This window comes from Ruegeria sp. K7 (assembly GCF_056531785.1).
In genome coordinates this window covers 53,394-72,051 of sequence record NZ_JBQFMJ010000014.1, presented here as the reverse complement: position 1 = coordinate 72,051, position 18,658 = coordinate 53,394, and the positions used below count along the sequence as shown (strand labels likewise).

22 protein-coding genes, 1 tRNA gene, 1 pseudogene and 1 riboswitch are annotated in these 18,658 nt (G+C 58.6%); of the genes and pseudogenes, 16 read left to right on the top strand and 8 right to left on the bottom strand.

Translation table 11 applies throughout. The features are described from left to right. Positions 1-2 precede the first annotated feature (2 nt). Positions 3-1,058: a cobalamin biosynthesis protein CobW gene (gene cobW, locus ACR0FE_RS19120; protein WP_480914662.1), complete on the bottom strand. Its 1,056-nt coding sequence runs from the start codon at positions 1,056-1,058 to the stop codon at positions 3-5. Then, on the bottom strand, positions 1,055-1,435 hold the full coding sequence (locus ACR0FE_RS19115) for a DUF1636 domain-containing protein (RefSeq protein WP_170609617.1): 381 nt from the start codon (positions 1,433-1,435) through the stop codon (positions 1,055-1,057). The genes cobW and ACR0FE_RS19115 overlap by 4 nt, the downstream gene beginning before the upstream one ends. 94 nt (positions 1,436-1,529) lie before the next feature. Next, positions 1,530-1,737, bottom strand: a riboswitch (cobalamin riboswitch). 485 nt (positions 1,738-2,222) lie between these two features. Here ACR0FE_RS19115 and ACR0FE_RS19110 point away from each other — a divergent pair. Further along, a complete protein-coding gene (locus ACR0FE_RS19110) occupies positions 2,223-2,558 on the top strand; it encodes a hypothetical protein (protein WP_170609619.1) in 336 nt (111 codons plus the stop codon). 171 nt (positions 2,559-2,729) lie between these two features. On the opposite strand, the gene ACR0FE_RS19105 is transcribed toward ACR0FE_RS19110, so the two are convergent. Next, entirely contained in the window at positions 2,730-3,236 is a 507-nt protein-coding gene (locus ACR0FE_RS19105) for a YybH family protein (RefSeq protein WP_480914660.1), read from the bottom strand. A 244-nt stretch (positions 3,237-3,480) separates the two neighbouring features. Here ACR0FE_RS19105 and ACR0FE_RS19100 point away from each other — a divergent pair, with 244 nt between their 5' ends. From ACR0FE_RS19100 to ACR0FE_RS19085, 4 genes are all read left to right on the top strand, one after another. Continuing rightward, positions 3,481-4,380 carry a LysR family transcriptional regulator gene (locus tag ACR0FE_RS19100; protein WP_480914658.1) on the top strand — a complete coding sequence of 300 codons (900 nt, stop codon included), beginning with the start codon at positions 3,481-3,483 and terminating at the stop codon, positions 4,378-4,380. A 163-nt stretch (positions 4,381-4,543) separates the two neighbouring features. Further along, complete coding sequence (locus ACR0FE_RS19095) at positions 4,544-4,882, top strand: hypothetical protein (RefSeq protein WP_480914656.1); 339 nt, start codon at positions 4,544-4,546, stop codon at positions 4,880-4,882. Then, positions 4,875-6,101, top strand: coding sequence for an HlyD family secretion protein (locus ACR0FE_RS19090; RefSeq protein ID WP_480914654.1), 1,227 nt, complete (start codon positions 4,875-4,877; stop codon positions 6,099-6,101). The genes ACR0FE_RS19095 and ACR0FE_RS19090 overlap by 8 nt, the downstream gene beginning before the upstream one ends. A 485-nt stretch (positions 6,102-6,586) precedes the next feature. Further along, the gene (locus tag ACR0FE_RS19085; protein ID WP_480914652.1) at positions 6,587-7,207 is read left to right on the top strand and encodes a thermonuclease family protein; all 621 of its coding nucleotides are present in this window, start codon (positions 6,587-6,589) and stop codon (positions 7,205-7,207) included. Positions 7,208-7,349: 142 nt separating this feature from the next. Here ACR0FE_RS19085 and ACR0FE_RS19080 read toward each other — a convergent pair. Together ACR0FE_RS19080 and ACR0FE_RS19075 are read right to left on the bottom strand one after the other, a co-directional pair. Further along, a tRNA-Ala gene (locus tag ACR0FE_RS19080) sits at positions 7,350-7,425 on the bottom strand. Between the two features lie 146 nt (positions 7,426-7,571). Then, positions 7,572-7,889, bottom strand: coding sequence for a TIGR02300 family protein (locus tag ACR0FE_RS19075; RefSeq protein ID WP_170609631.1), 318 nt, complete (start codon positions 7,887-7,889; stop codon positions 7,572-7,574). A gap of 100 nt (positions 7,890-7,989) precedes the next feature. Between ACR0FE_RS19075 and ACR0FE_RS19070 the strand changes: the two genes are divergently transcribed. The 3 genes from ACR0FE_RS19070 to ACR0FE_RS19060 all read left to right on the top strand — a co-directional run bounded on the left by ACR0FE_RS19070 (position 7,990) and on the right by ACR0FE_RS19060 (position 10,618). Continuing rightward, positions 7,990-8,685 carry a M48 family metallopeptidase gene (locus tag ACR0FE_RS19070; protein ID WP_480914650.1) on the top strand — a complete coding sequence of 232 codons (696 nt, stop codon included), beginning with the start codon at positions 7,990-7,992 and terminating at the stop codon, positions 8,683-8,685. Between the two features lie 30 nt (positions 8,686-8,715). Beyond that, positions 8,716-9,363: a GntR family transcriptional regulator gene (locus ACR0FE_RS19065; protein WP_170609635.1), complete on the top strand. Its 648-nt coding sequence runs from the start codon at positions 8,716-8,718 to the stop codon at positions 9,361-9,363. 124 nt (positions 9,364-9,487) lie between these two features. Further along, complete coding sequence (locus ACR0FE_RS19060; RefSeq protein WP_480914648.1) at positions 9,488-10,618, top strand: lytic murein transglycosylase; 1,131 nt, start codon at positions 9,488-9,490, stop codon at positions 10,616-10,618. A gap of 4 nt (positions 10,619-10,622) precedes the next feature. Here the strand turns inward: ACR0FE_RS19060 and ACR0FE_RS19055 are convergent, their stop codons facing one another. Further along, on the bottom strand, positions 10,623-11,585 hold the full coding sequence (locus tag ACR0FE_RS19055) for an acetyl-CoA carboxylase carboxyltransferase subunit alpha (protein ID WP_170609638.1): 963 nt from the start codon (positions 11,583-11,585) through the stop codon (positions 10,623-10,625). Between the two features lie 592 nt (positions 11,586-12,177). Here ACR0FE_RS19055 and ACR0FE_RS19050 point away from each other — a divergent pair. Beyond that, a pseudogene (locus ACR0FE_RS19050) lies at positions 12,178-13,010 on the top strand (AraC family transcriptional regulator). A gap of 1 nt (position 13,011) precedes the next feature. Here the strand turns inward: ACR0FE_RS19050 and ACR0FE_RS19045 are convergent. Continuing rightward, on the bottom strand, positions 13,012-13,608 hold the full coding sequence (locus tag ACR0FE_RS19045) for a LysE family translocator (RefSeq protein ID WP_480914646.1): 597 nt from the start codon (positions 13,606-13,608) through the stop codon (positions 13,012-13,014). A gap of 73 nt (positions 13,609-13,681) precedes the next feature. On the opposite strand from ACR0FE_RS19045, the gene ACR0FE_RS19040 reads away from it, so the two are divergent. The 7 genes from ACR0FE_RS19040 (at position 13,682) to ACR0FE_RS19010 (ending at position 17,991) form a co-directional block, all read left to right on the top strand. Beyond that, positions 13,682-14,134 carry an Lrp/AsnC family transcriptional regulator gene (locus ACR0FE_RS19040; RefSeq protein ID WP_480914644.1) on the top strand — a complete coding sequence of 151 codons (453 nt, stop codon included), beginning with the start codon at positions 13,682-13,684 and terminating at the stop codon, positions 14,132-14,134. A gap of 116 nt (positions 14,135-14,250) precedes the next feature. Then, positions 14,251-14,829: a PA14 domain-containing protein gene (locus ACR0FE_RS19035; RefSeq protein WP_480914643.1), complete on the top strand. Its 579-nt coding sequence runs from the start codon at positions 14,251-14,253 to the stop codon at positions 14,827-14,829. A 198-nt stretch (positions 14,830-15,027) separates the two neighbouring features. Beyond that, on the top strand, positions 15,028-15,462 hold the full coding sequence (locus ACR0FE_RS19030) for a hypothetical protein (protein WP_170609648.1): 435 nt from the start codon (positions 15,028-15,030) through the stop codon (positions 15,460-15,462). Continuing rightward, positions 15,459-16,124, top strand: coding sequence for a MotA/TolQ/ExbB proton channel family protein (locus ACR0FE_RS19025; RefSeq protein ID WP_170609650.1), 666 nt, complete (start codon positions 15,459-15,461; stop codon positions 16,122-16,124). Before ACR0FE_RS19030 ends, ACR0FE_RS19025 begins: the two co-directional genes overlap by 4 nt. Beyond that, positions 16,117-16,482 carry an ExbD/TolR family protein gene (locus tag ACR0FE_RS19020; protein ID WP_480914640.1) on the top strand — a complete coding sequence of 122 codons (366 nt, stop codon included), beginning with the start codon at positions 16,117-16,119 and terminating at the stop codon, positions 16,480-16,482. Before ACR0FE_RS19025 ends, ACR0FE_RS19020 begins: the two co-directional genes overlap by 8 nt. 4 nt (positions 16,483-16,486) lie before the next feature. After that, positions 16,487-16,864: an ExbD/TolR family protein gene (locus tag ACR0FE_RS19015; protein WP_170609652.1), complete on the top strand. Its 378-nt coding sequence runs from the start codon at positions 16,487-16,489 to the stop codon at positions 16,862-16,864. Continuing rightward, the gene (locus ACR0FE_RS19010; RefSeq protein ID WP_480914638.1) at positions 16,861-17,991 is read left to right on the top strand and encodes an energy transducer TonB family protein; all 1,131 of its coding nucleotides are present in this window, start codon (positions 16,861-16,863) and stop codon (positions 17,989-17,991) included. The genes ACR0FE_RS19015 and ACR0FE_RS19010 overlap by 4 nt, the downstream gene beginning before the upstream one ends. Positions 17,992-18,010: 19 nt before the next feature. Here the strand turns inward: ACR0FE_RS19010 and ACR0FE_RS19005 are convergent, their stop codons facing one another. Continuing rightward, on the bottom strand, positions 18,011-18,655 hold the full coding sequence (locus ACR0FE_RS19005) for an NUDIX hydrolase (RefSeq protein ID WP_480914636.1): 645 nt from the start codon (positions 18,653-18,655) through the stop codon (positions 18,011-18,013). Positions 18,656-18,658 lie beyond the last annotated feature (3 nt).

Genomic DNA, 18,658 nt, shown 5'->3' with positions numbered 1-18,658 from the left:
GCTTACTCGGCGGCCTCGGTCACACCCACGAGGATATCCCGGATTTCGGCCTCTTTGATGTCGTCGTGCTCGGCAATGACCACAAGACACGAGCGGCGCTCCTCGCCGGGTTCCCAGGGGCGGTCGTACTGATGACGCACCCGGGCACCGACAGCCTGAACCAGCAGACGCATCGGTTTGCCGGCAACTGCCGCATACCCCTTGACGCGCAGGATGTTCAGTTCCCTGGCCAGACGTTCGATCTTGGCAACCAGATCGAGTGGGTCACTTTGCTCCGGCAGTTCGACGATGATGCTTTCGAAATCGTCATGTTCGTGGTCGTGGTGACCGTCGTGATGCGACGGACGCGCGTCCATGTCATCCTCGGCTGCGGCTTCCAGACCGAGCACGACGCGGACGTCTACGACGCCTTCGGCAACCTCTACGACGGGCAGCGGGCGCGGGGCCTCGGCTGCGATGATCTCTTTGGCTTTGGCAACACCCTCTGGCCCGGCCAGATCGGGCTTGGTCAGCAGGATGATATCGGCGCAGGATATCTGATCCTCGAACACCTCGGAAAGAGGCGTTTCGTGGTCGATCGAGTCATCGGCCAGGCGCTGGGCATCCACCGCCTCGACATTCGGAGCGAAGCGACCTGCCGCGACCGCCTCGGCATCGGCCAGAGCGATCACGCCATCCACAGTGATTTTCGAGCGGATATCGGGCCAGTCAAAGGCTTTCAGCAGCGGCTTGGGCAGGGCGAGGCCGGAGGTTTCGATCAGAATGTGATCGGGGCGCGGGTCCAGCGCCATCAGCGCTTCGATGGTCGGAATGAAATCATCGGCCACGGTGCAGCAGATGCAGCCGTTTGCCAGTTCCATGATGTTCTCTGCCGGACAATCGGGAATGGCGCAGGATTTCAGAATATCGCCATCGACGCCCACGTCGCCGAATTCATTGACCACGACCGCCAGACGTTTGCCCTGCGGGTTCTGCATCAGGTGCTTGACCAGCGTTGTCTTCCCCGAGCCCAGAAAGCCGGTGATCACAGTGACGGGTAATTTCTCAAGAGTGCTCATTTCAGGGCTCCAATCGGGGGAATGCGGGAGGCGCAGTTTTTGCGGAAATGTTCGGGGCGCTCACGCCATTTGACCAAGCCGTCCTCGGTCGCCAGATATTTGGTCGCACCGTCGACAATGGCGTCAACGTGTTCGGCTTCGTTCAGGTTCTCATAGACAAAGGTCCAGCGACCCGGTCCACCGCGCAGCACGATCGAGCAGCCCTGATCGCAGTTCGACAGGCATTCGACGGGTTTCAGCGTGATGCCTTCGGGCAGGTCGGCCTGTTGCAGCGCTTTGTGCAGCAATGTGCCGGGGCGTTTTTCATCATCCTCGACGGGCAGTCCACGGCGGCACGTGGTACAGACCAGCAACTCGACTGGTGCGGTCTCGGTCATGTCTCTCATCCCCCCAAATCCTCTTCGCGGGGGACGGGGTTTCATGCGGGCCACGCGTCTGCACATGGACCCGACACCGGAACACCCCGCCCGGTTTCTTCTTCGGGTGCTGGCAGGTCTCCCGGCTTGCGGATGTCAGAGACTTGCTCTGGCAGATGTCCCGCCTTCCCGGCCTTTCGGCCAGTGGCTATGGGCACCCTCTCCGGTCACGGTCGCGGGGGCGGCTGCGTTTGACGGAAAAACCGCTGACGCATTCCCTTTTCATCCATCCAGGGATGGACACCAACGGGTCGGACATGCGGCACAGGCGGGGGACTTGTCAAGCTTCAGGATGCGCGGTTTCGCCGCCGGAAGGAAAAAGCGACCTGAGGTGGTCACTCAGCGGCATCGCCGGGCGTTCACGGCGCCCGAAAACCTGCGTGATTGAGGTGTTCCGTGTGATGTTCGCTGATTTTGGAAGGGGTCGGCGGGAACCGGACGGGCGGGGCGGATTCGGCTTCAGAACCACTGGGGCAGGCCGCGTGTGGACGTTGCGGCGACCAACCGCCTGTCATTTCGGGCATCGCTAAACTGAGGGATTGGGGTTTCGTTGATTAAGTAACCGCTGTTCCGACCGGCTCGGGATACTCCATTTCAGTATTCGCGCAAGACCCGGCAAAAACGACCGCTTCGAGATCAAATCTGATGGCCGTCTTGCCGTGCACAGAGTAGCCAGATTTTTTGCAAAATTATGCCTCAAACTGCCCTTAGCGGGCGTCGGCGAACAGAATATGCCAGGAAACAAAAAATGAAAAAGTTAGCAGCTTTTCTTGTGTACTTACCCGTCGCTGCAGTTGCGGAAGACCGGGTGTTCGAGTGTGAAGCGGCGGATGCAAAATACCCGGAAATGGCGGCCACGCTGGTCAAATACGAGGGCCAGAACAAAGGGCATATTACCATTGGTGATATCGACAATAAGGCTGAGGTGTATCCCGGCCTCGACACCCTGACTTACCTGTATATCGGTGACGGCTTCACGTTAAATTACAACGTGAATCTCAAGACTGGCACGTTTGACTATTCGGCTTCGGGCAGCAAATCCGGATGGGGCAAAGGCAGTTGCAAGGAAGTTGTGGCCCAGTAATTCGCTAATGCCCGGTCTGCGGGTTGGGCCTTTCGGTTGCCGAGAAAAGTACTTGCCTGGTTCCGTCCGGAGGCCAATGCAGTTGGCCGTGGACGGAACCCGGTTAAAAGCGGCCGATCCAGTATGTGTCCAGGCCATCTGGGCGGCGTGCCAACCAATCAAAGCTTTTGATCAGCAAGGTTCGGCACGCCCCGAACACGCGGGCGCTATTGATCTGCCGGCGCTGAAGGTATTCGCGTTGGACCAGATATCCCGCGCCACGCGCCATGTTCCGTCATCTTCGAGATGGTAGATATTGATGCCATGGCCGGTGGAAACAGTGGCAGGGCCCGGGTCACGCGGAACATCGGTGGCGGTAAACTCATAACGCTCAAACGCCCAGTCCGCCGCCACAACAAATCCCAGCGATTGCTTTTTCCAACTGGTGTGAACGGCGTCGAAATACCCGCGCACCCAGGGCCCGACCTTGGCTTTGCCTTCCATGACAGGCGCGCCAGGAGCGATGAACACCACGTCAACAGTGACCGTCTCAAGGAATTGATCCAGTTTGTTCGAGTTGATCGCTGCAAGATACGCTACGTGTGCGGCTTGCGGAGTCTCGGCTTTGGTGTCGGGCAGCGCCGGTGCCGCGATGGCCAACCCTATTCCAGTAAAAAGCATGGTTATCCTGATAGTCATATCGGCCTCCAAGCATTTGCGGCGATTGGACCTTGCCGGTTGTTCAAACCCGCCTGTCAACGCAAAACGCATTGCAGGACGATCGCATTGCAACGCAATTCGACAGGCTTTTAGGGCAATCGCAATTTCAGATAGCTACACCACTGATTGTTCAACTCGTATCGGGTGTATTTCTCGACAATAGTTACGTTTGGTGTACCTTGCGAGGCAGGAAAAAATAGCAATCATTAAGTATTTCTACTGAATGAACCTTATTGACTGGCATAAGTTGCCGCCGCTTACGACCCTCAGGGCGTTTGAGGCGACCGGCCGTTTAGGCGGCTATTCTGCCGCGGCACGTTCACTGAACGTAACCACTGCGGCAATTGCCCAACAGGTGCGAAAGCTTGAGGCTGATCTGGGGATTCCACTTGTGCGCCGAGAGGGCCGTGGACTTGCTTTGACCGAGGCCGGTCGGACGCTGGCCAGCACGCTCAACGACGCATTCGAGCAGATCGCAAAGGGCATTGATGATGTGACGGCTCAGGAGGCCGCTCGCGGTGTGAGTGTGTCTACGACTGTCCGATTTGTCGACGCGGTCATCATGCCACGTCTTGGCGGCTTCTGGGCGGAACACCCCGGCATCCAGGTGTCCTTCGCTGCGGAAGGAAATTCGTGGGACGTCGATCTCGAAGCCTTTGACATTGCGATACGCGGAGGCCCGCCAAACCATGTTTGGAGCGGCGCGGCCCAGAAACTGCTTCTAAAGTCGCCGTTCGTACTATGCGGCACACCAGAGCTTGTCAGGTTGGGTGCGAAAAACCTGACCGATGTGCCGTGGATACAGGACAAGAGCATCGGTTCCCAAGTCTTTGAAGGTGTCGTCCGGGACTTCGGCCTGCGCGTCGACGACCTTCAGCCTGTTGATCCGGGGGGATCGAAGTTCGAGCTGGACGCCGCCTTGCAAGGCTACGGATTGCATCTAAGCCCTCTAGTGACCGTCAAAAAGTACCTGGATAAAGGCAGACTGGAAGCTATCGACGTGCCGCCGAAATGGGTGGCCTGCTACTTTGCGGTCTACCGAAAGGGGCGCATTTCCGATCAGGTAGGTGCTTTCTTGAAATGGCTTGAAGTGACGTGCGCACCACTTTCTCAGGAGGCTTGAGAACCTCGAACTGGATTCCGTCCAACGTCATATCGGGCACTGGCCCGTCATTATGTTCACGCTATCGGGCCGGGGGCTGATCAGAGTTGCCTCGTGCAGGATTGGTTTTTTTGATTTCAATCGCTTATCCTTGCCGGGGATCATTTGGAAACAGGAGGTTCACGTGAACAGCTCTATCTCTGATGAGGCGATGGCGCGGCTCCCGTTTTGGGTGACACCTCCGGGGGAAACAGACGGCTTTTTGATCGTTGTTGGGTTTCTTCTTGTAGTTGTCCTGCTGGGCTTCGGCGCATTGTATTTTACCGTGCAGGCTATCCCCGACCGCATGGCGGCAGGCGCGCACAAGGTTCAAATGCAACTGGTTGGTGTGCTTGGGTTGATCTCGCTGTTCACACTGAACAATGCCTTCTGGATCGCCGCCATTCTGATTGCCGCTGTGCCTCTGCACGAGATATTCCCGCTCAGGACCGAAGTGGACCTTTCGGAGAACCGCGATGCTTGAGTTGGTATTCTCTGCATTGATCACGATTGTCCCGGATTACCTGTACCGTCGCTACAAGCAGGGCAAGAGATGGGGCCATGAAATAACCCTGTTCAACGTCTGGTATGAATTGCGGTGGGGTTTGACCGCCTGCGCAATACTGGCCGTTACGCTGATCACAGTGATCTTCTATTTTCACCCCTCAACGCGGAACGTGTCCGCCGCATTTCGCACGGTTACCATACTGTCAGATCGCGGTGGCCGCGTCTCAGAGGTCTATGTCGCCAACAATGACGCGGTTGATGCCGGTGACGCCATTTTCCGGTTGGACACGACCCGACAAGAAGCAGCAGCGGATACCGCTCAACGCCGTATAGAAGAGATCGAGGCCGCATTGGGCCTGACCGCAACAGAAATCGCGGCAGCCGCTGCTGGTGTTGAGGCGGCAGAATCAGATCTTACGCAGGCCACAAGCGATCTGGATCGACGCCTAGAGCTTGCCGAGCGAAACGATACTGTTGTGAGCGAGCAGGAGCTGGAGCGGTTGCAGACGGCAGTGTCCGGGGCGGAGAGCCGTCGCGCAGCCGCACTCGCGGCACTCGATGGTGCCAAGCTTCGCCAAACCTCACTTCTTCCTGCGCAGCTTGAAAGCGCGCGCGCCGTGCTTCGGGAGGCCGAAAACGAGATCTCGAAATCAACCGTATTCGCTGAGGTGGACGGGGTTGTGACCCAATTCCTACTGAAGCCGGGTGACATCGTTAACCCAATTCTGCGTCCCGCTGGTATTCTGGTGCCAGACGTCTCAGGACAAGGGCGTTTCATAGCGGCTTTCGGTCAGATTTCAGCCAGCGTGCTCAAGCCCGGCATGCTGGTGGAAATCACCTGCGCATCCAAACCCTTGACCATAATCCCGATGGTCGTGGACGAGGTGCAAGACGCGATTGCTGCGGGACAATTCCGACCGGGTGACGCGCTGCTGGATCAGCAGGATCGGGCGCGACCCGGCACTGTGACGGCCTTTCTTGCGCCAATCTTCCCGAAACATCTGGAAGATATCCCCCCGGGAAGTTCATGCGTCGGCGTTGCCTATACAAGCCGGGCGAAGGAAATTGATGCCGGTGAAATAACGGGTTTTTCGGCTTTTCTTGCACGGATTGTGGACGGGATGGGAATCGCAAACGCGATCGTCTTGCGCGCACAGACAATTTTGCTGCCCGTTAAGGCGTTGGTTTTCAATTAAGGCTGATCTCGTTGAGAGGAAGGGCTTTGCCATGGGCGGCAATGCCAGCACCAATAACACGTTTCTCTCAGTCTTTTTGGGTCGCGATCTATCTGTCATCTTAACTTTGGCTCCACACTCATAACGCGACCCTTTGCTACTAATAAATCCGCTGAATTCTTCACGCCGGAACGCACATCGAACCGCATCGAAGCGACTGCTTATGCGAAGTCGCCATTCTTTTTGGATTTCCTGCCATCTTGTTTTAGCGCCCTAGAAGCCGTGGAAGTCAGGAGCTAACTGAAATCCAGCAAGTTATTTGGCCTTATGAAGAAAAGGAAATGAACCGTCACAAAGCGCACCCAGTGACCTTTTGGGAGAGGCAATGAGGTCACATCTTATTGGGTGAATATGACATGCTCTAGAAATTCAACCCTGGCGTGTGCTTGAGTTGATCCAGTTCTAGTGAAGCCATTTTTTCTGACAAACTATGGGAGACCTGTTTCGTGGAAATCTTGATAGTATTGGGCCTGGTTCTGGCAGGTGCGGTTTTTTTGGCGCTTCGCAGCAACAAACCTGACAACACGATTGCGCGACCCTGGCAGCCTCGAGTGGGCGAAAAGCCCAAGATAACCACCGGCCCGCAGCAAAGCTCTTCGCAGCTGCCGCGTTTCGACCCAAGCCATACGGTCCCGCGTCCAGAGGTATCGGTATTGACTGGTTCCGCGTATGTAGTTGATGGTGACACTCTGGTGATCAAAAAAACCCAGATCCGTTTGTTTGGTGTAGATGCACCAGAGATGAGCCACCCATATGGAAAGAAAGCGAAGTGGGCGCTGGTGTCCCTCTGCAAAGGACAAAAAATCAGGGCGGAAGTAACCGAGCAGGACACCCACGGGCGAACTGTCGCCAGATGCTTTTTGGAGGACGGTCGTGATTTATCGGCAGAAATGGTCAAACTTGGGCTTGCGATAGACTGGGGAAAGTACTCGGGCGGGAAATATCGATCTTTGGAAATGCCTGATGCTCGAAAAAAGCTCTGGCTCGCAAACGCGCGGCAAAATGGACATATGGGGCTATGGGAGCGATATGAAGCAAAGCAGGCTGCCCGGAAACTGAACAACTAGCTGTAATAGAATGCATCGCCCATGCGCCCCGAATTTGCACGGCCACCTGTACGAGCCGCAAATTGGGCGCCATCAGCGTCCTACTTCTGTGCGGGTCTGGGGGGATGAGACGGGGGAAAACCGGAGTGTCTTCAAGAAGGTTTGGTGGAGCCTAGGGGAGTCGAACCCCTGACCTCTTGCATGCCATGCAAGCGCTCTCCCAACTGAGCTAAGGCCCCATGCAGGTACCGCCTGTGCGGTGGACGGACGTTTATGAGACGGTGCCGGATAGTGCAAGTCCAAAAAATCGGTTTTGCAAAATTTTTGCCGTCTTGCTGATCCGCAAAAATGAAACGAGGCGGCCGGGGGCCGCCTCGGGACGAATTCAGTTTTCGTCTTCCGATGACATGTCAGTGATGTCGTCCAGCGACACGTTGTCATTGTCATCGTCATCATCCAGCAGATCATCGTCCAGATCGACATCGACGTCATCGTCCAGAGCGATGTCATCGTCAGACTGCGATTCACGCGCCTTGGCGGATGCAGCATCCTCGGCGTCGGCGGCGATCATCCGGCTTTTGCCGGTTTCCATAACCACGATCTCGCCGGTGTAGGGGCTTACGATCGGGTCCTTGTTCAGGTCATAAAACCGCTTGCCAGTGGTCGGGCAAACGCGCTTTACGCCCCATTCTTCCTTGGGCATGTCAAATCCCCTTGATATCAGGTGAGTCGTATCAACGATTCAGGTCACGTGCCACATGCGGCGGGCACTGTCAAAGCCTTTGCGCAGGAGAAGTTGGGATATGGGGAAACATGCATTGCCCGGGACGCCTCCGGTGCCTTTGACATTGCGCAAGTCGGCGCGGGCACGGCGGATCAGTCTGCGGATTTCCCAACTGGACGGGCGGGTCACGCTGACCTTCCCGCAAGGCGTGCCCGAGGCCGAAGCGCTGAGTTTCGCCCGCACAAAAGAAAACTGGATCCGGCAGCATCTGCAGAACCAGCCCGGCCGGACGCCGGTGGAAATCGGCGGTTTCCTTCCAATCGAAGGGTCCGAGCGAAAAATCGTTGCCGCGACGGGGCGAAGGATCCTGATGCATGGCGACCAGATCGCGGTTCCTTCGGGGGCCGAGGGGCGGCGACTGGCCCGATTCCTAAAGGAACTCGCGCGCGACCGGTTGACAGAAGCTTGCGATGACTATGCCGCCATGTTGGGCCGTCCGTACAAAAGCCTGACCCTTCGGGATACGCGGTCGCGCTGGGGATCGTGCAGTTCCGCCGGTGCGCTGATGTTCTCGTGGCGCCTGATTCTGGCACCCTCAGAAATTCTGCATTATGTCGCGGCCCACGAGGTGGCTCATCTGGTTGAGATGAACCACTCTCCGGCCTTCTGGGCGCAGGTCGAGCGGATTTTCGGACCCTGCAAGGATCAGCGGCGGTGGTTGCGCGACAACGGTGCGCGGCTGCATCAATACCGATTTGAAGCCGGGACGAGTTGACCCGGCTGATATTTGTGATCACATGGGCGCATGTTGAGCACACGTTCCACCGAGTCCCAGACCGCAACGCACGACCGCGTCTACCGGACGCTCAGGTCCCGTATCATGCATGGGGATATTGCCCCGGGGCAGGCGTTGACCCTGCGCGGGATCGGCAAAGAGTTTGGCGTATCCATGACACCGGCCCGCGAGGCGGTGCGCCGATTGGCGGCCGAAGGGGCACTGACCCTGTCGTCGTCAGGTCGCGTATCGACCCCGGAACTTGGCAATGACCGGATCGAGGAACTGGCGGCCTTGCGCGCCCTGCTTGAGGTTGAACTGGCAAGCCGGGCACTGCCGCGGGCGCACATGGCGCTGATTGACCGGCTGCAGAGCATCAACATGACGGTTGCGGAAATGGTAACCAAACGGGATGCGGTCGGGTATATCCGCGCCAATCTTGAGTTCCACCGCACTTTGTACCTTCGGGCGCAGGCGCCGGCGATGCTGGCAATTGCGGAAACCGTTTGGTTGCAACTGGGTCCGACGATGCGCGCGCTCTATGGGCGGCTCAGGCGCACAGAGCCGCCGCACTACCACAAGCTGATCATAGCTGCGCTCAAGGCTGGTGATGAGCCAGGATTACGGCTGGCGGTACGGTCCGATGTGACGCAGGGCTTGCGGTTGCTGGTCAGCTAGGCGGCTTATTGCCGACGATACCCCGGTTGCCCCATTCGCGACAGGCGCAGGCCAGCGTCGTTCTGGCTCAAAAGCGCGGTCTGCGTTACTCTGGCCAAAACCACAACAAGAGCAGATTTCAGACATGATCAATCGACGGACCTTTTCTATGGGGCTTGGGTCGGCGCTGCTGGCCGCCTGTTCCGATATCAGTTCACCTGCGCGCGCGCCGGCTACACGGATGCGGGCTGTGCCCAATGCAGGCTGGGAGGCCTGGGTTGCCGGGTTCAAGGGACGCGCGGCGTCTCAGGGTATTTTGCAGACCACAATCAATCGTGCGTTTCAGGGGGCTGGATATTTGCCCGGCGTGATCGAACGCGACCGCAACCAGGTCGAGTTCAAGCGCTCGCTCGAGGATTATCTGGCCATTGCGGCCTCGGACGAGCGGATCAGCACCGGCAAACAGATGCTGCAGCGCCATGGCGCAACCTTGTCGCAAATTGAAGCCCAATACGGCGTCGACCGTGAAATCGTGGTGGCGGTCTGGGGGCTGGAAAGTCGCTATGGCGCGCGTCGGGGCGATGTGCCGGTGATCTCGGCTCTGTCGACGCTGGCCTACGACGGACGGCGCGGGGAGTTCTTTGAAAAGCAGTTGATCGCAGCGATGAAGATCCTGCAGAACGGCGATACGACGCCCGACAAAATGACCGGCAGCTGGGCCGGGGCGATGGGGCATACCCAATTCATTCCGACGTCGTATCTGGCCTACGCGGTGGATTTCACCGGTGACGGGCGACGGGATATCTGGTCGGACGATCCGACCGACTCACTGGCCTCGACCGCAGCCTATCTGGCGCGCGCCGGTTGGGTGCGGGGCCAGAATTGGGGTGGCGAGGTCGGAACGGTGTCAGGCACACCTGTCGCAGTGCTGCAGCCGCAGACGCCCGGACCGCGCATCGCGGTGTTCCGCAATTTTCAGGTGATCAAGCGCTACAACAACTCGGACAGCTACGCGATCGGTGTCGGGCATCTGGCCGACCGGATCGCCGGCGGCGCGCCGTTTCAGGCCTCATTCGGTCCGGACGAGAACGGCCTGACCCTCGAGGACCGCAAGGAGTTGCAGCGTCGTTTGACGTCGGCCGGGTATGATACGGAAGGGGCGGATGGTGTGATCGGCAAGAAGTCCGAAGCCGCCATCAGCGACTACCAGCGGGCCAGTGGTCTGGCGGTAACTGGGACACCTTCGGCAGACTTGCTGCGCAGGCTTGGGGGCTGACGGCTCAGGCCGCCAACCCTTTCGATCCGATGTCGAGGAATTTCTGGCGGCGGTCCTTAATCAGGGCCGCTGCGTCTTTGCCTTCCAATTCGGCCAGCATGGCCGTGATTGATGCACGCACTGCCTCAACTGTCGCCGGACGATCACGATGGGCACCGCCCTTGGGCTCGGCGATGATGTGGTCACAGACGCCCAACTTGTGCAGATCCTGCGCGGTCAGGCGCAGGGCCTCGGCCGCTTCGCGCATTTTCTCGGAGTCCTTCCACAGGATCGAGGCGCAGCCTTCGGGTGAGATCACCGAATAGACCGAATGCTCCAGCATCGCGACACGGTTTGCCGTAGCGAACGCAACCGCACCGCCCGAACCGCCTTCGCCGATGATGACCGAGACCAGTGGTACACCGATTTTCAGACACATCTCGGTCGACCGGGCGATTGCTTCGGACTGGCCGCGTTCTTCGGCGCCTTTGCCGGGATAGGCGCCTGCGGTGTCGATCAGCGTGATCACCGGCAGGCCAAAACGGCCAGCCATCTCCATCAGACGTACGGCCTTGCGGTAGCCTTCAGGGCGGGCCATGCCGAAATTGCGTTCAATCCGCGACTTGGTGTCCGAGCCTTTCTCGTGCCCGATCACCATCACCGGCTGGTCTTCGAACCGCGCCAGACCGCCAATCACGGCCAGGTCGTCGGCAAAGTTCCGGTCACCGGCCAGGGGCGTGAACTCGGTAAACAGCGCGTCGACATAATCGTTGCAATGGGGGCGTTCCGGGTGGCGCGCCACCTGACATTTCCGCCACGGGGTCAGATCGCCGTACAGTTCATCCAGAAGTTTGGCCGCCTTGGCGTCCAGCGCAGCAGCTTCTTCGGCCACGTCCATCTCTTCGTTGGCACGGGCCAGCGCGCGCAGTTCCTCGGCCTTGCCTTCGATCTCGGCCAGGGGTTTTTCGAAATCCAGATACTGGGTCATGACGCCTCTCAACGCGGAAGTTCCCCGCTATATGAACTTGCCGCCAGAGGAATGCAACACAAGGCAAGCGGGGTCCTGAACCTGATCCGTAACGGGTATGGCTGTTTCTCAGGCGCAAGGCCATTGGCGCCCGCCTTCAGCATTTAGACACCTTTCTCGCTTTCATCCCGTGTTTTTGGCTCGACAGATCTGACTATCGCTCGTGGCATCGACGGATCCCAGATGTTGATGAACCGCATCCGTAATGTCGCCGAACGGATCGCTGATCAGTTTCCGACCAAGGCTTGGCTGATCTTCAATTAGGGTTTCAGACCTGGGATCGTTCTGAGCCAAATGCCCTGCGTCGGCAGAAGAGTGTTTTTGGCTTCTCTGCAAGTAGTCAAAAAATGCGGAAGCAGCCAAACCGCGGCCAAACTAGTGAGTGAGACATGTCATGCAAGTCCATTGTTTTGGGCCATCGTTCGGGCTCAGGATTGGTCCAAGCGAAGATCGTAGCGTTTCAGTGGGTGGGGTGTTGGTTGGTGAGAATTCAGCAAGATTTGTGGTCGCGGAATATGCGATCCCGGTGCGGCAGGAAGAAGGAAGGGAACCGATGACAGCCAGTTACGAAGATCGTATCCTGCGTGTTTTGGCCTACATTCATGACCACCCGGCAGGCGATCTGTCACTGGACACGCTGGCCGACGTCGCCGCCATGTCGCGGTTTCACTGGCATCGTGTGTTTCGCGCCATCACGGGCGAGACCTGTGCGCAGGCCGTGCGCCGGATCAGGTTGCATCGGGCGGCGTGCTGGCTGGTGCAATCCGACAAGCCGGTTGCGCAGGTGGCCACTGATATCGGCTATCACAACCTGAAATCCTTTGCGCGGGCCTTTTCCGAGGCCTATGGCAGCAGCCCCGCCGGTTTTCGCAAGGCCGGGCAATGCCTGCCAGCCAACCCACATTTCAGAACCGGAGAATATCCAATGCACCCTGTTACGAAACGAACCGAACCCGCCCGCCGTGTCGTCGCGCTGCCACACAAAGGCGCTTATGCCGAGATCGGCAAAAGCTTTGAAGCCTTTGGTGCCTTGTGCGAATCCCGCCAACTGTGGCCGCAGATGGGTCCTGCTATCGGGGTCTACCTCGACAGTCCCGATGACGTGCCCGAAGATCAACTGCGCAGCTATGCCGGTGCCGAACATCGCGGTGGTGCGACCCCCGATGGTATGGAAGCGCTGGAAATCCCCGGCGGCAATACCGCTGTGCTGACCTACAAGGGCCCGTATTCAGTATTCACGCTGCCTATCACAGCCTGTTCGGCAACTGGCTGCCTGAATCCGGTGAGGAACCGGCGGATCGGCCTTGCTATGAAATTTACCTCAACGATCCGCGCGACACCGTGCCAGAAGACCTGCTGACTGAAATCTGTCTGCCACTGAAATAGCTCAACTCGGCCACAGCACCGGATAAAGCGAGGCCACCAGCAGCACCGCCATGGTCCAGTTGAAGGGCAGCAGGCGGCGCGGGTTTGTTAAAACGCGCGCCATCTGTTGCCCAAGTACGGTCCAGACGCTGACCGAGGGAAGGTTGACCGCTCCGAAAACCAGTGCAACCACCATGATCGCACCCAGCGTCTGATCCGGCGTATAAGCGGCAGTTGCTGTCAGGGCCATGGCCCACGCCTTGGGGTTGACCCATTGAAACGAGGCGGCCTGAAGAAACGTCATTGGTGTACCCTTCGCGGCCTGATCTTGCGTGGGCGCGGCATTGGCAATCTTCCAGGCCAGGTACAGCAGATAAATCACGGATGCGATTTTGAGTATCGTATAGCTGACCGGATAACGGTCAAAGACCTGAACCAGCCCGGTTCCCACCAGCAGAACCATAAAGGTAAAGCCCAGCCCGACCCCCAGCATATGCGGGACGGTGCGCCGGAACCCGAAATTGGCACCCGATGCCATCAACATCAGATTGTTCGGCCCCGGCGTGATCGAGGAAACGAATGCAAAAGCGATCAGGGCGAGTAGAAGTTCATAGGTCATGAAGCGAATAATTGCGGCAAAACCGGTAAATGAAATTGCGTTTTGATGCGTGCTTCCCTTAGTTTTGCAATCAATGACCAAGATTGACGAAACAAACCGCCAAATATTGCGAGAGCTGTCCCGGGACGGTCGTATCAGCAACCTGGACCTTGCTGACCGTGTTGGTCTGTCGCCATCTGCTTGTCTGCGCCGCGTGCAGGAGCTGGAACGTGCCGGTGTCATCACGGGTTATCGCGCGGTTCTGAACCCCGCAGCCCTGGGAGTGGGGTTTGTGGCCTATATCGGCGTAGGGCTGGGCGAGCATACCAAGGCTGCGCAGGAAGGGTTCGAGCGCGCATTGCAGCGTGCGCCGGAAGTGGTTGAATGCCACAATACTACCGGAACAATCGAGTATCTGCTGCGGGTGGAGTGTGCCGACCTGCCGTCCTACAAGACTTTCCATACCGAGGTGCTGGGAACCCTGCCGCATGTGACCTCAATTACGTCCTATGTTGTAATGGATTCACCAAAGGACGTAAGGGCCTGACGTTGAGATTGTGAACTTCAACCGACTTGCGAGGTGAATTTTCACGTCCTAGTGTCTTCGCAATAAAAAGGTCGGAAGGGGAGAAACCCCAAAAGACCACACTCAGGGAGAAGACCATGAAACTCTTTCGGATCGGTGCGCTGGCCGCAGTCGCGGCAGTAATCGGCAGCACGGCCATGTCCGCGCCATTGAAACTGCAACCCGCAAACCCGCAGCCCAACGCGAAGGCGGGACTGAATGTGAAATACGCATGGGAGGGGAATCCACCGCGCAAGATCCAGAACCTCGCCAAAGTTGATTTCCTGTTGAAAAAGGCCAAGGCGGGTCCGCCTTTGAGGGGACTGGATTACCGTGACACATCGGATGGTGATCCTGTCATGACTTTCAACGAAGCCTATAATGTGGCGGCGGAGATCACCGGGTTTATCCGTTTTGACTCGCCCGGCGTTTACGAGTTGGAAACCTGGTCCAACGATGGAATTGACGCCTATGTCGGCGGTCAACAGATTGGGTATGTCAACGGACGCCAGGGCTGCGAAGCCAACCAGCGCACCGAGGTCGAAGTGCCAAAGGCCGGATGGTACCCGCTGAATATCAAGTATTTCCAGAAGTACGGAACATCCTGCTTGATGATGAAATGGGGCAAAGCGGGTGAAAAAATGAAATGGACCCCGAACAGCGCATTCGGGCGCTGACGCCAAGCGGGGCATCAGTCGGTTGGCCCAACAGGTCTGTTTGATCAGGCATGTCGGGCTTTTCCCAAAAAATGCACGAATTTTCACAAGGCCGCCTGCAAGTCTTTTTCATCGCACCTATCTTGGGTATGAAAACCACACCCCGGGTGCGATCCCCGGGGTCAACAAAGTAACTGATGGACTTTCGGGAGCCCGCACATGTTAATTCGACGTCTCGCGCTAGCCGGGCTCTTTCTGGGAATGTTGCCCGCCATGGCGCTGGCGCAATCTGATGAAAACTCTGCGGCGGAACTGTTTGTCGAACTCAACACACTTCAGGATATTGATGACGCCTGCCAGATGACTTTCGTGGTGAGAAATGACACGGGGCAAGGTGTTGACGCTGTTTCGTTTGAAGCCGTGATTTTCGACACCTCCGGAGGCGTGGATCGCCTGACGCTCCTGCTTCTGAGGGACCTTCCCGAGGGCCGTATGCGCGTGCGCCAGTTCAACCTTTCCGGATTGTCCTGCGAGAAGATCGGTCAGGTTCTTTTTAACGGTACGAATTCCTGTCAGGTCAACGGGGCAGAAAGCGACATATGCCGGGAAACGCTGACGCTTGGCAGCCGTGTCGACGTGGAGCTACTGGGATGAGCCCGCTGGTTGCGCTGCGCGAGATCGTGGCCCTGGGTGGGCCGGTGGTTGCGATCCTGATCGTGATGTCGGTGCTGACGCTCGCCGTCACGCTGTACAAGCTCTGGCAGTTTGCCGCGTGCGGCGTGGGTCGGCATCGGGTGTTGTCTCAGGCGCTGGCGGCCTGGGATGCGGGTGATCGGCAGCTTGCGCGTGACCGTCTGACCCAAAGCCACAGCTACCTTGCTCCGCTCGTGAATGCGGCGATGGACGCACCGGATGCACCGGGCCTGTCCGAGCGGCTGGATGCCGAGGCCGGGCTGGCGCTGGCGGGGTTAGAGCGGGGTTTTCGCCTGCTTGATACCGTTGCGCAACTCGCGCCGCTGCTAGGGCTGTTCGGAACCGTTCTGGGTATGATCGAAGCGTTCCAGAGCCTGCAATCCGCCGGGGCTTCGGTCGATCCCTCGCTTTTGGCTGGCGGTATCTGGGTTGCGCTGATCACCACGGCAGTCGGGCTGGCGGTCGCTATGCCAACCTCGATGGTTTTGTCGTGGTTCGAAAGCCGGACAGCACGCGAGCGTGTGTTCGCTGACAAGGCACTGCGAACCGTGCTGGTTCCGGGGCAGGGCATTCAGGCCGCGACGGGCAGAGCGCATACCCCGGTCGCGCCCGAACATGCGTAATACCGCACCCTTCGTTCGCCGCCCATTGTCGATGACGCCACTCATTGACGTCATTTTCCTGCTTTTGTTGTTCTTTATGCTGTCCTCGACCTTTTCCCGCTTTGGCGAGATCGAACTAAGCAGCGCAACCAGCGGTGGGGCGGCCTCGGATGCGCCGTCGGAACGTGCTTTCGTGCAATTGGGGGCGACCCGGCTAGTACTGAACGGCGCGCCGGTCACGCCCGAGGAACTGGCGGCCCGGGTCGAAGCGGGTCAGGTTCTGATCAGCATGGACAACGACGCCACAGCACAGCATCTAGTTGATATTTTGGCTCTGCTGCGCGGCCGTGAAGACCTCAGCGTTCTGGTGCTGGAGTAAGGCCATGATCCGCCGTACCCGCCCCAGCCGTAAACGTGATTCCACCATCGCGCTGATCAATGTCATCTTCCTGATGCTGATTTTCTTTCTGATCACGGGCACGCTGGCACCACCAATGGACGGGGATCTTGAGCTGGTGAACACGTCCGATCTGGCCGGGCGCGAACCACCTGACGCGCTGGTGCTGCACAGCGACGGAACACTTAGTTTTCGCGGTGCTCCATCCAGCGCCGAGGCCTATATGCAAACCCATGATGCAGGTCCGGTACGGATCGTTCCGGACCGCAATGCGCAGGGTCAGCGCCTGATCGAAATCACCACTTCCTTGCGCCGTCTGGGGGCAACATCGGTCTTTGTCGTGACCGAACAGGCGCTCGAATGATCCGCGGGTCTGCCTTGATTGCCGCCGTGGCGATCGCGATTTCGGTGATGGTTCACTTGATGGGGCTTACCCTGACGACACCGGCGCTGCCCGGATCTGAGACACCGGATACCCGGCCTGACAGGGTGGCAATGGGCAATGCCTTCGAGGACCTGGTCGAGCCCGTGGCGGAGCCCGTCGAACCCGAGCCTGCTGAAACGCCCGAGCCGCCAGAGGAAACGCCGCCCGAACCCGAACGGACGGAACCGGTTCCGATCACCGAGGCGCTGGTCGCCTCAAACGACCCAAAGCCGTTGCCGTCCCCTGATACCGGCGAAGCCGAAATCGTTCAGCCAGAGATCGCAGAACCGGTCCAGCCTTCAGTTACAGCCGAAGAAGCCGATGGTGACGACAAACCCAGCGCCGATGAAGCCAATTCCGACCCGGTCGAGGCGGAAGCCGCAGCCGAAGCGCCTCAGGGCGATCCTGATGCAATCGAGGCAGCGGCAGAACCCGAACAGCTTGCCGCTCTGCCTGTCGTACCCGAAGCGGCCGCCACCCCGCCGGTCACGGCCATTGTTCCACCCGTGCAGGAAGCGGTGGAACCGGAGATCGCCGCTCTGTCACCGATACCGGAAGCGGCGGAAACAGTGGAAGAATCTGAAGATTCAGAGCTCGCCGTGACCACCTCAATCAGGCCACGCGTTCCGGACCGGCGGCCAACATCGGAACGGCAAGGTGTATTGAAGGGATCGAGGGATTTCAGCGACTTGCGTTTTCCTGATCAGGTAGTCGATTCGCCTTTGACCGTTTATCGCCGCGAAGGCATCGATAGGTTCAGGCAGGGCAGCGGGGGATCGCGCTCGGGCGGGCGCGGGCCTGGGAATTCCGATGTAACCAACTATGCCGGGCAGGTTCTGGTACATCTGAATCGCGCACCGGTTGTGTTTGTTTCGGCCCGAGGTTTTGCGCAGGTGTTTTTCCAGATCGATCCCGACGGTTCGCTGGCCTGGGTCGAAATCGTGGACAGTTCCGGCTCGCTCGAAGTTGAACGCGCGGCCCGCGAACAGGTCAGGCGCGCCGCGCCGTTCCCACGCCCGCCCAGCGGAACCAGCCGCAAGCTGTCATTCTTCTACCAGAACAACTGATTACGGCGGGAAGTTGATGTCAATCGAACAGGGTGACAGTCGACCCGTTCGTGAGTGCCGTAAATGCGGCTTCGATATCTGACCGCAGATTCCGAACCAAAGACAGCTCCGGAAGATCCTGGGGCGCAAAAAACGCGACCTCACTTGTTTCCATTCCGGGTTCTGGTGCTGTGATGCTGCTTTCCTCGCACAGAAAGAACAGTTTGTAGAAATCCCGTATGTCCGCCGGATACGGATGGCGTGCCTTGTGTCGCAGCGCGTAAAGCTGACGTGCGCGGACCCGCAGTCCGGCCTCTTCCCAGACTTCACGTTCTATGTTTTCCGCCGGGGAACTGCCGATATCGGCAAAACCGCCCGGCATTGCCCATCGTCCGTCGCTGCGTTCACGGACCAGAAGGATTCGGCCGTCGCGAATAATTGCGCCGCGAATATCAATGCTGGGCGTTGCGTAACCGCCGGTATGGTCGGATATCAGCCCTTCGATCCGTGACAGCGGGACGTGGCCAAGATCAGCCAGCATGGCGCGCGCCAAAGCGGCGATCTCGTCATAGCGTTCGCGATCAAAACCGTCCGTGGTAAAGTGCTGCCCGGTCTCGGACAGCGCCAGCAGACGTTTCGCCCGGGCAAGCCAGGTATCCTCCAGCGCGGTCGGATCCTGGCGCATCCC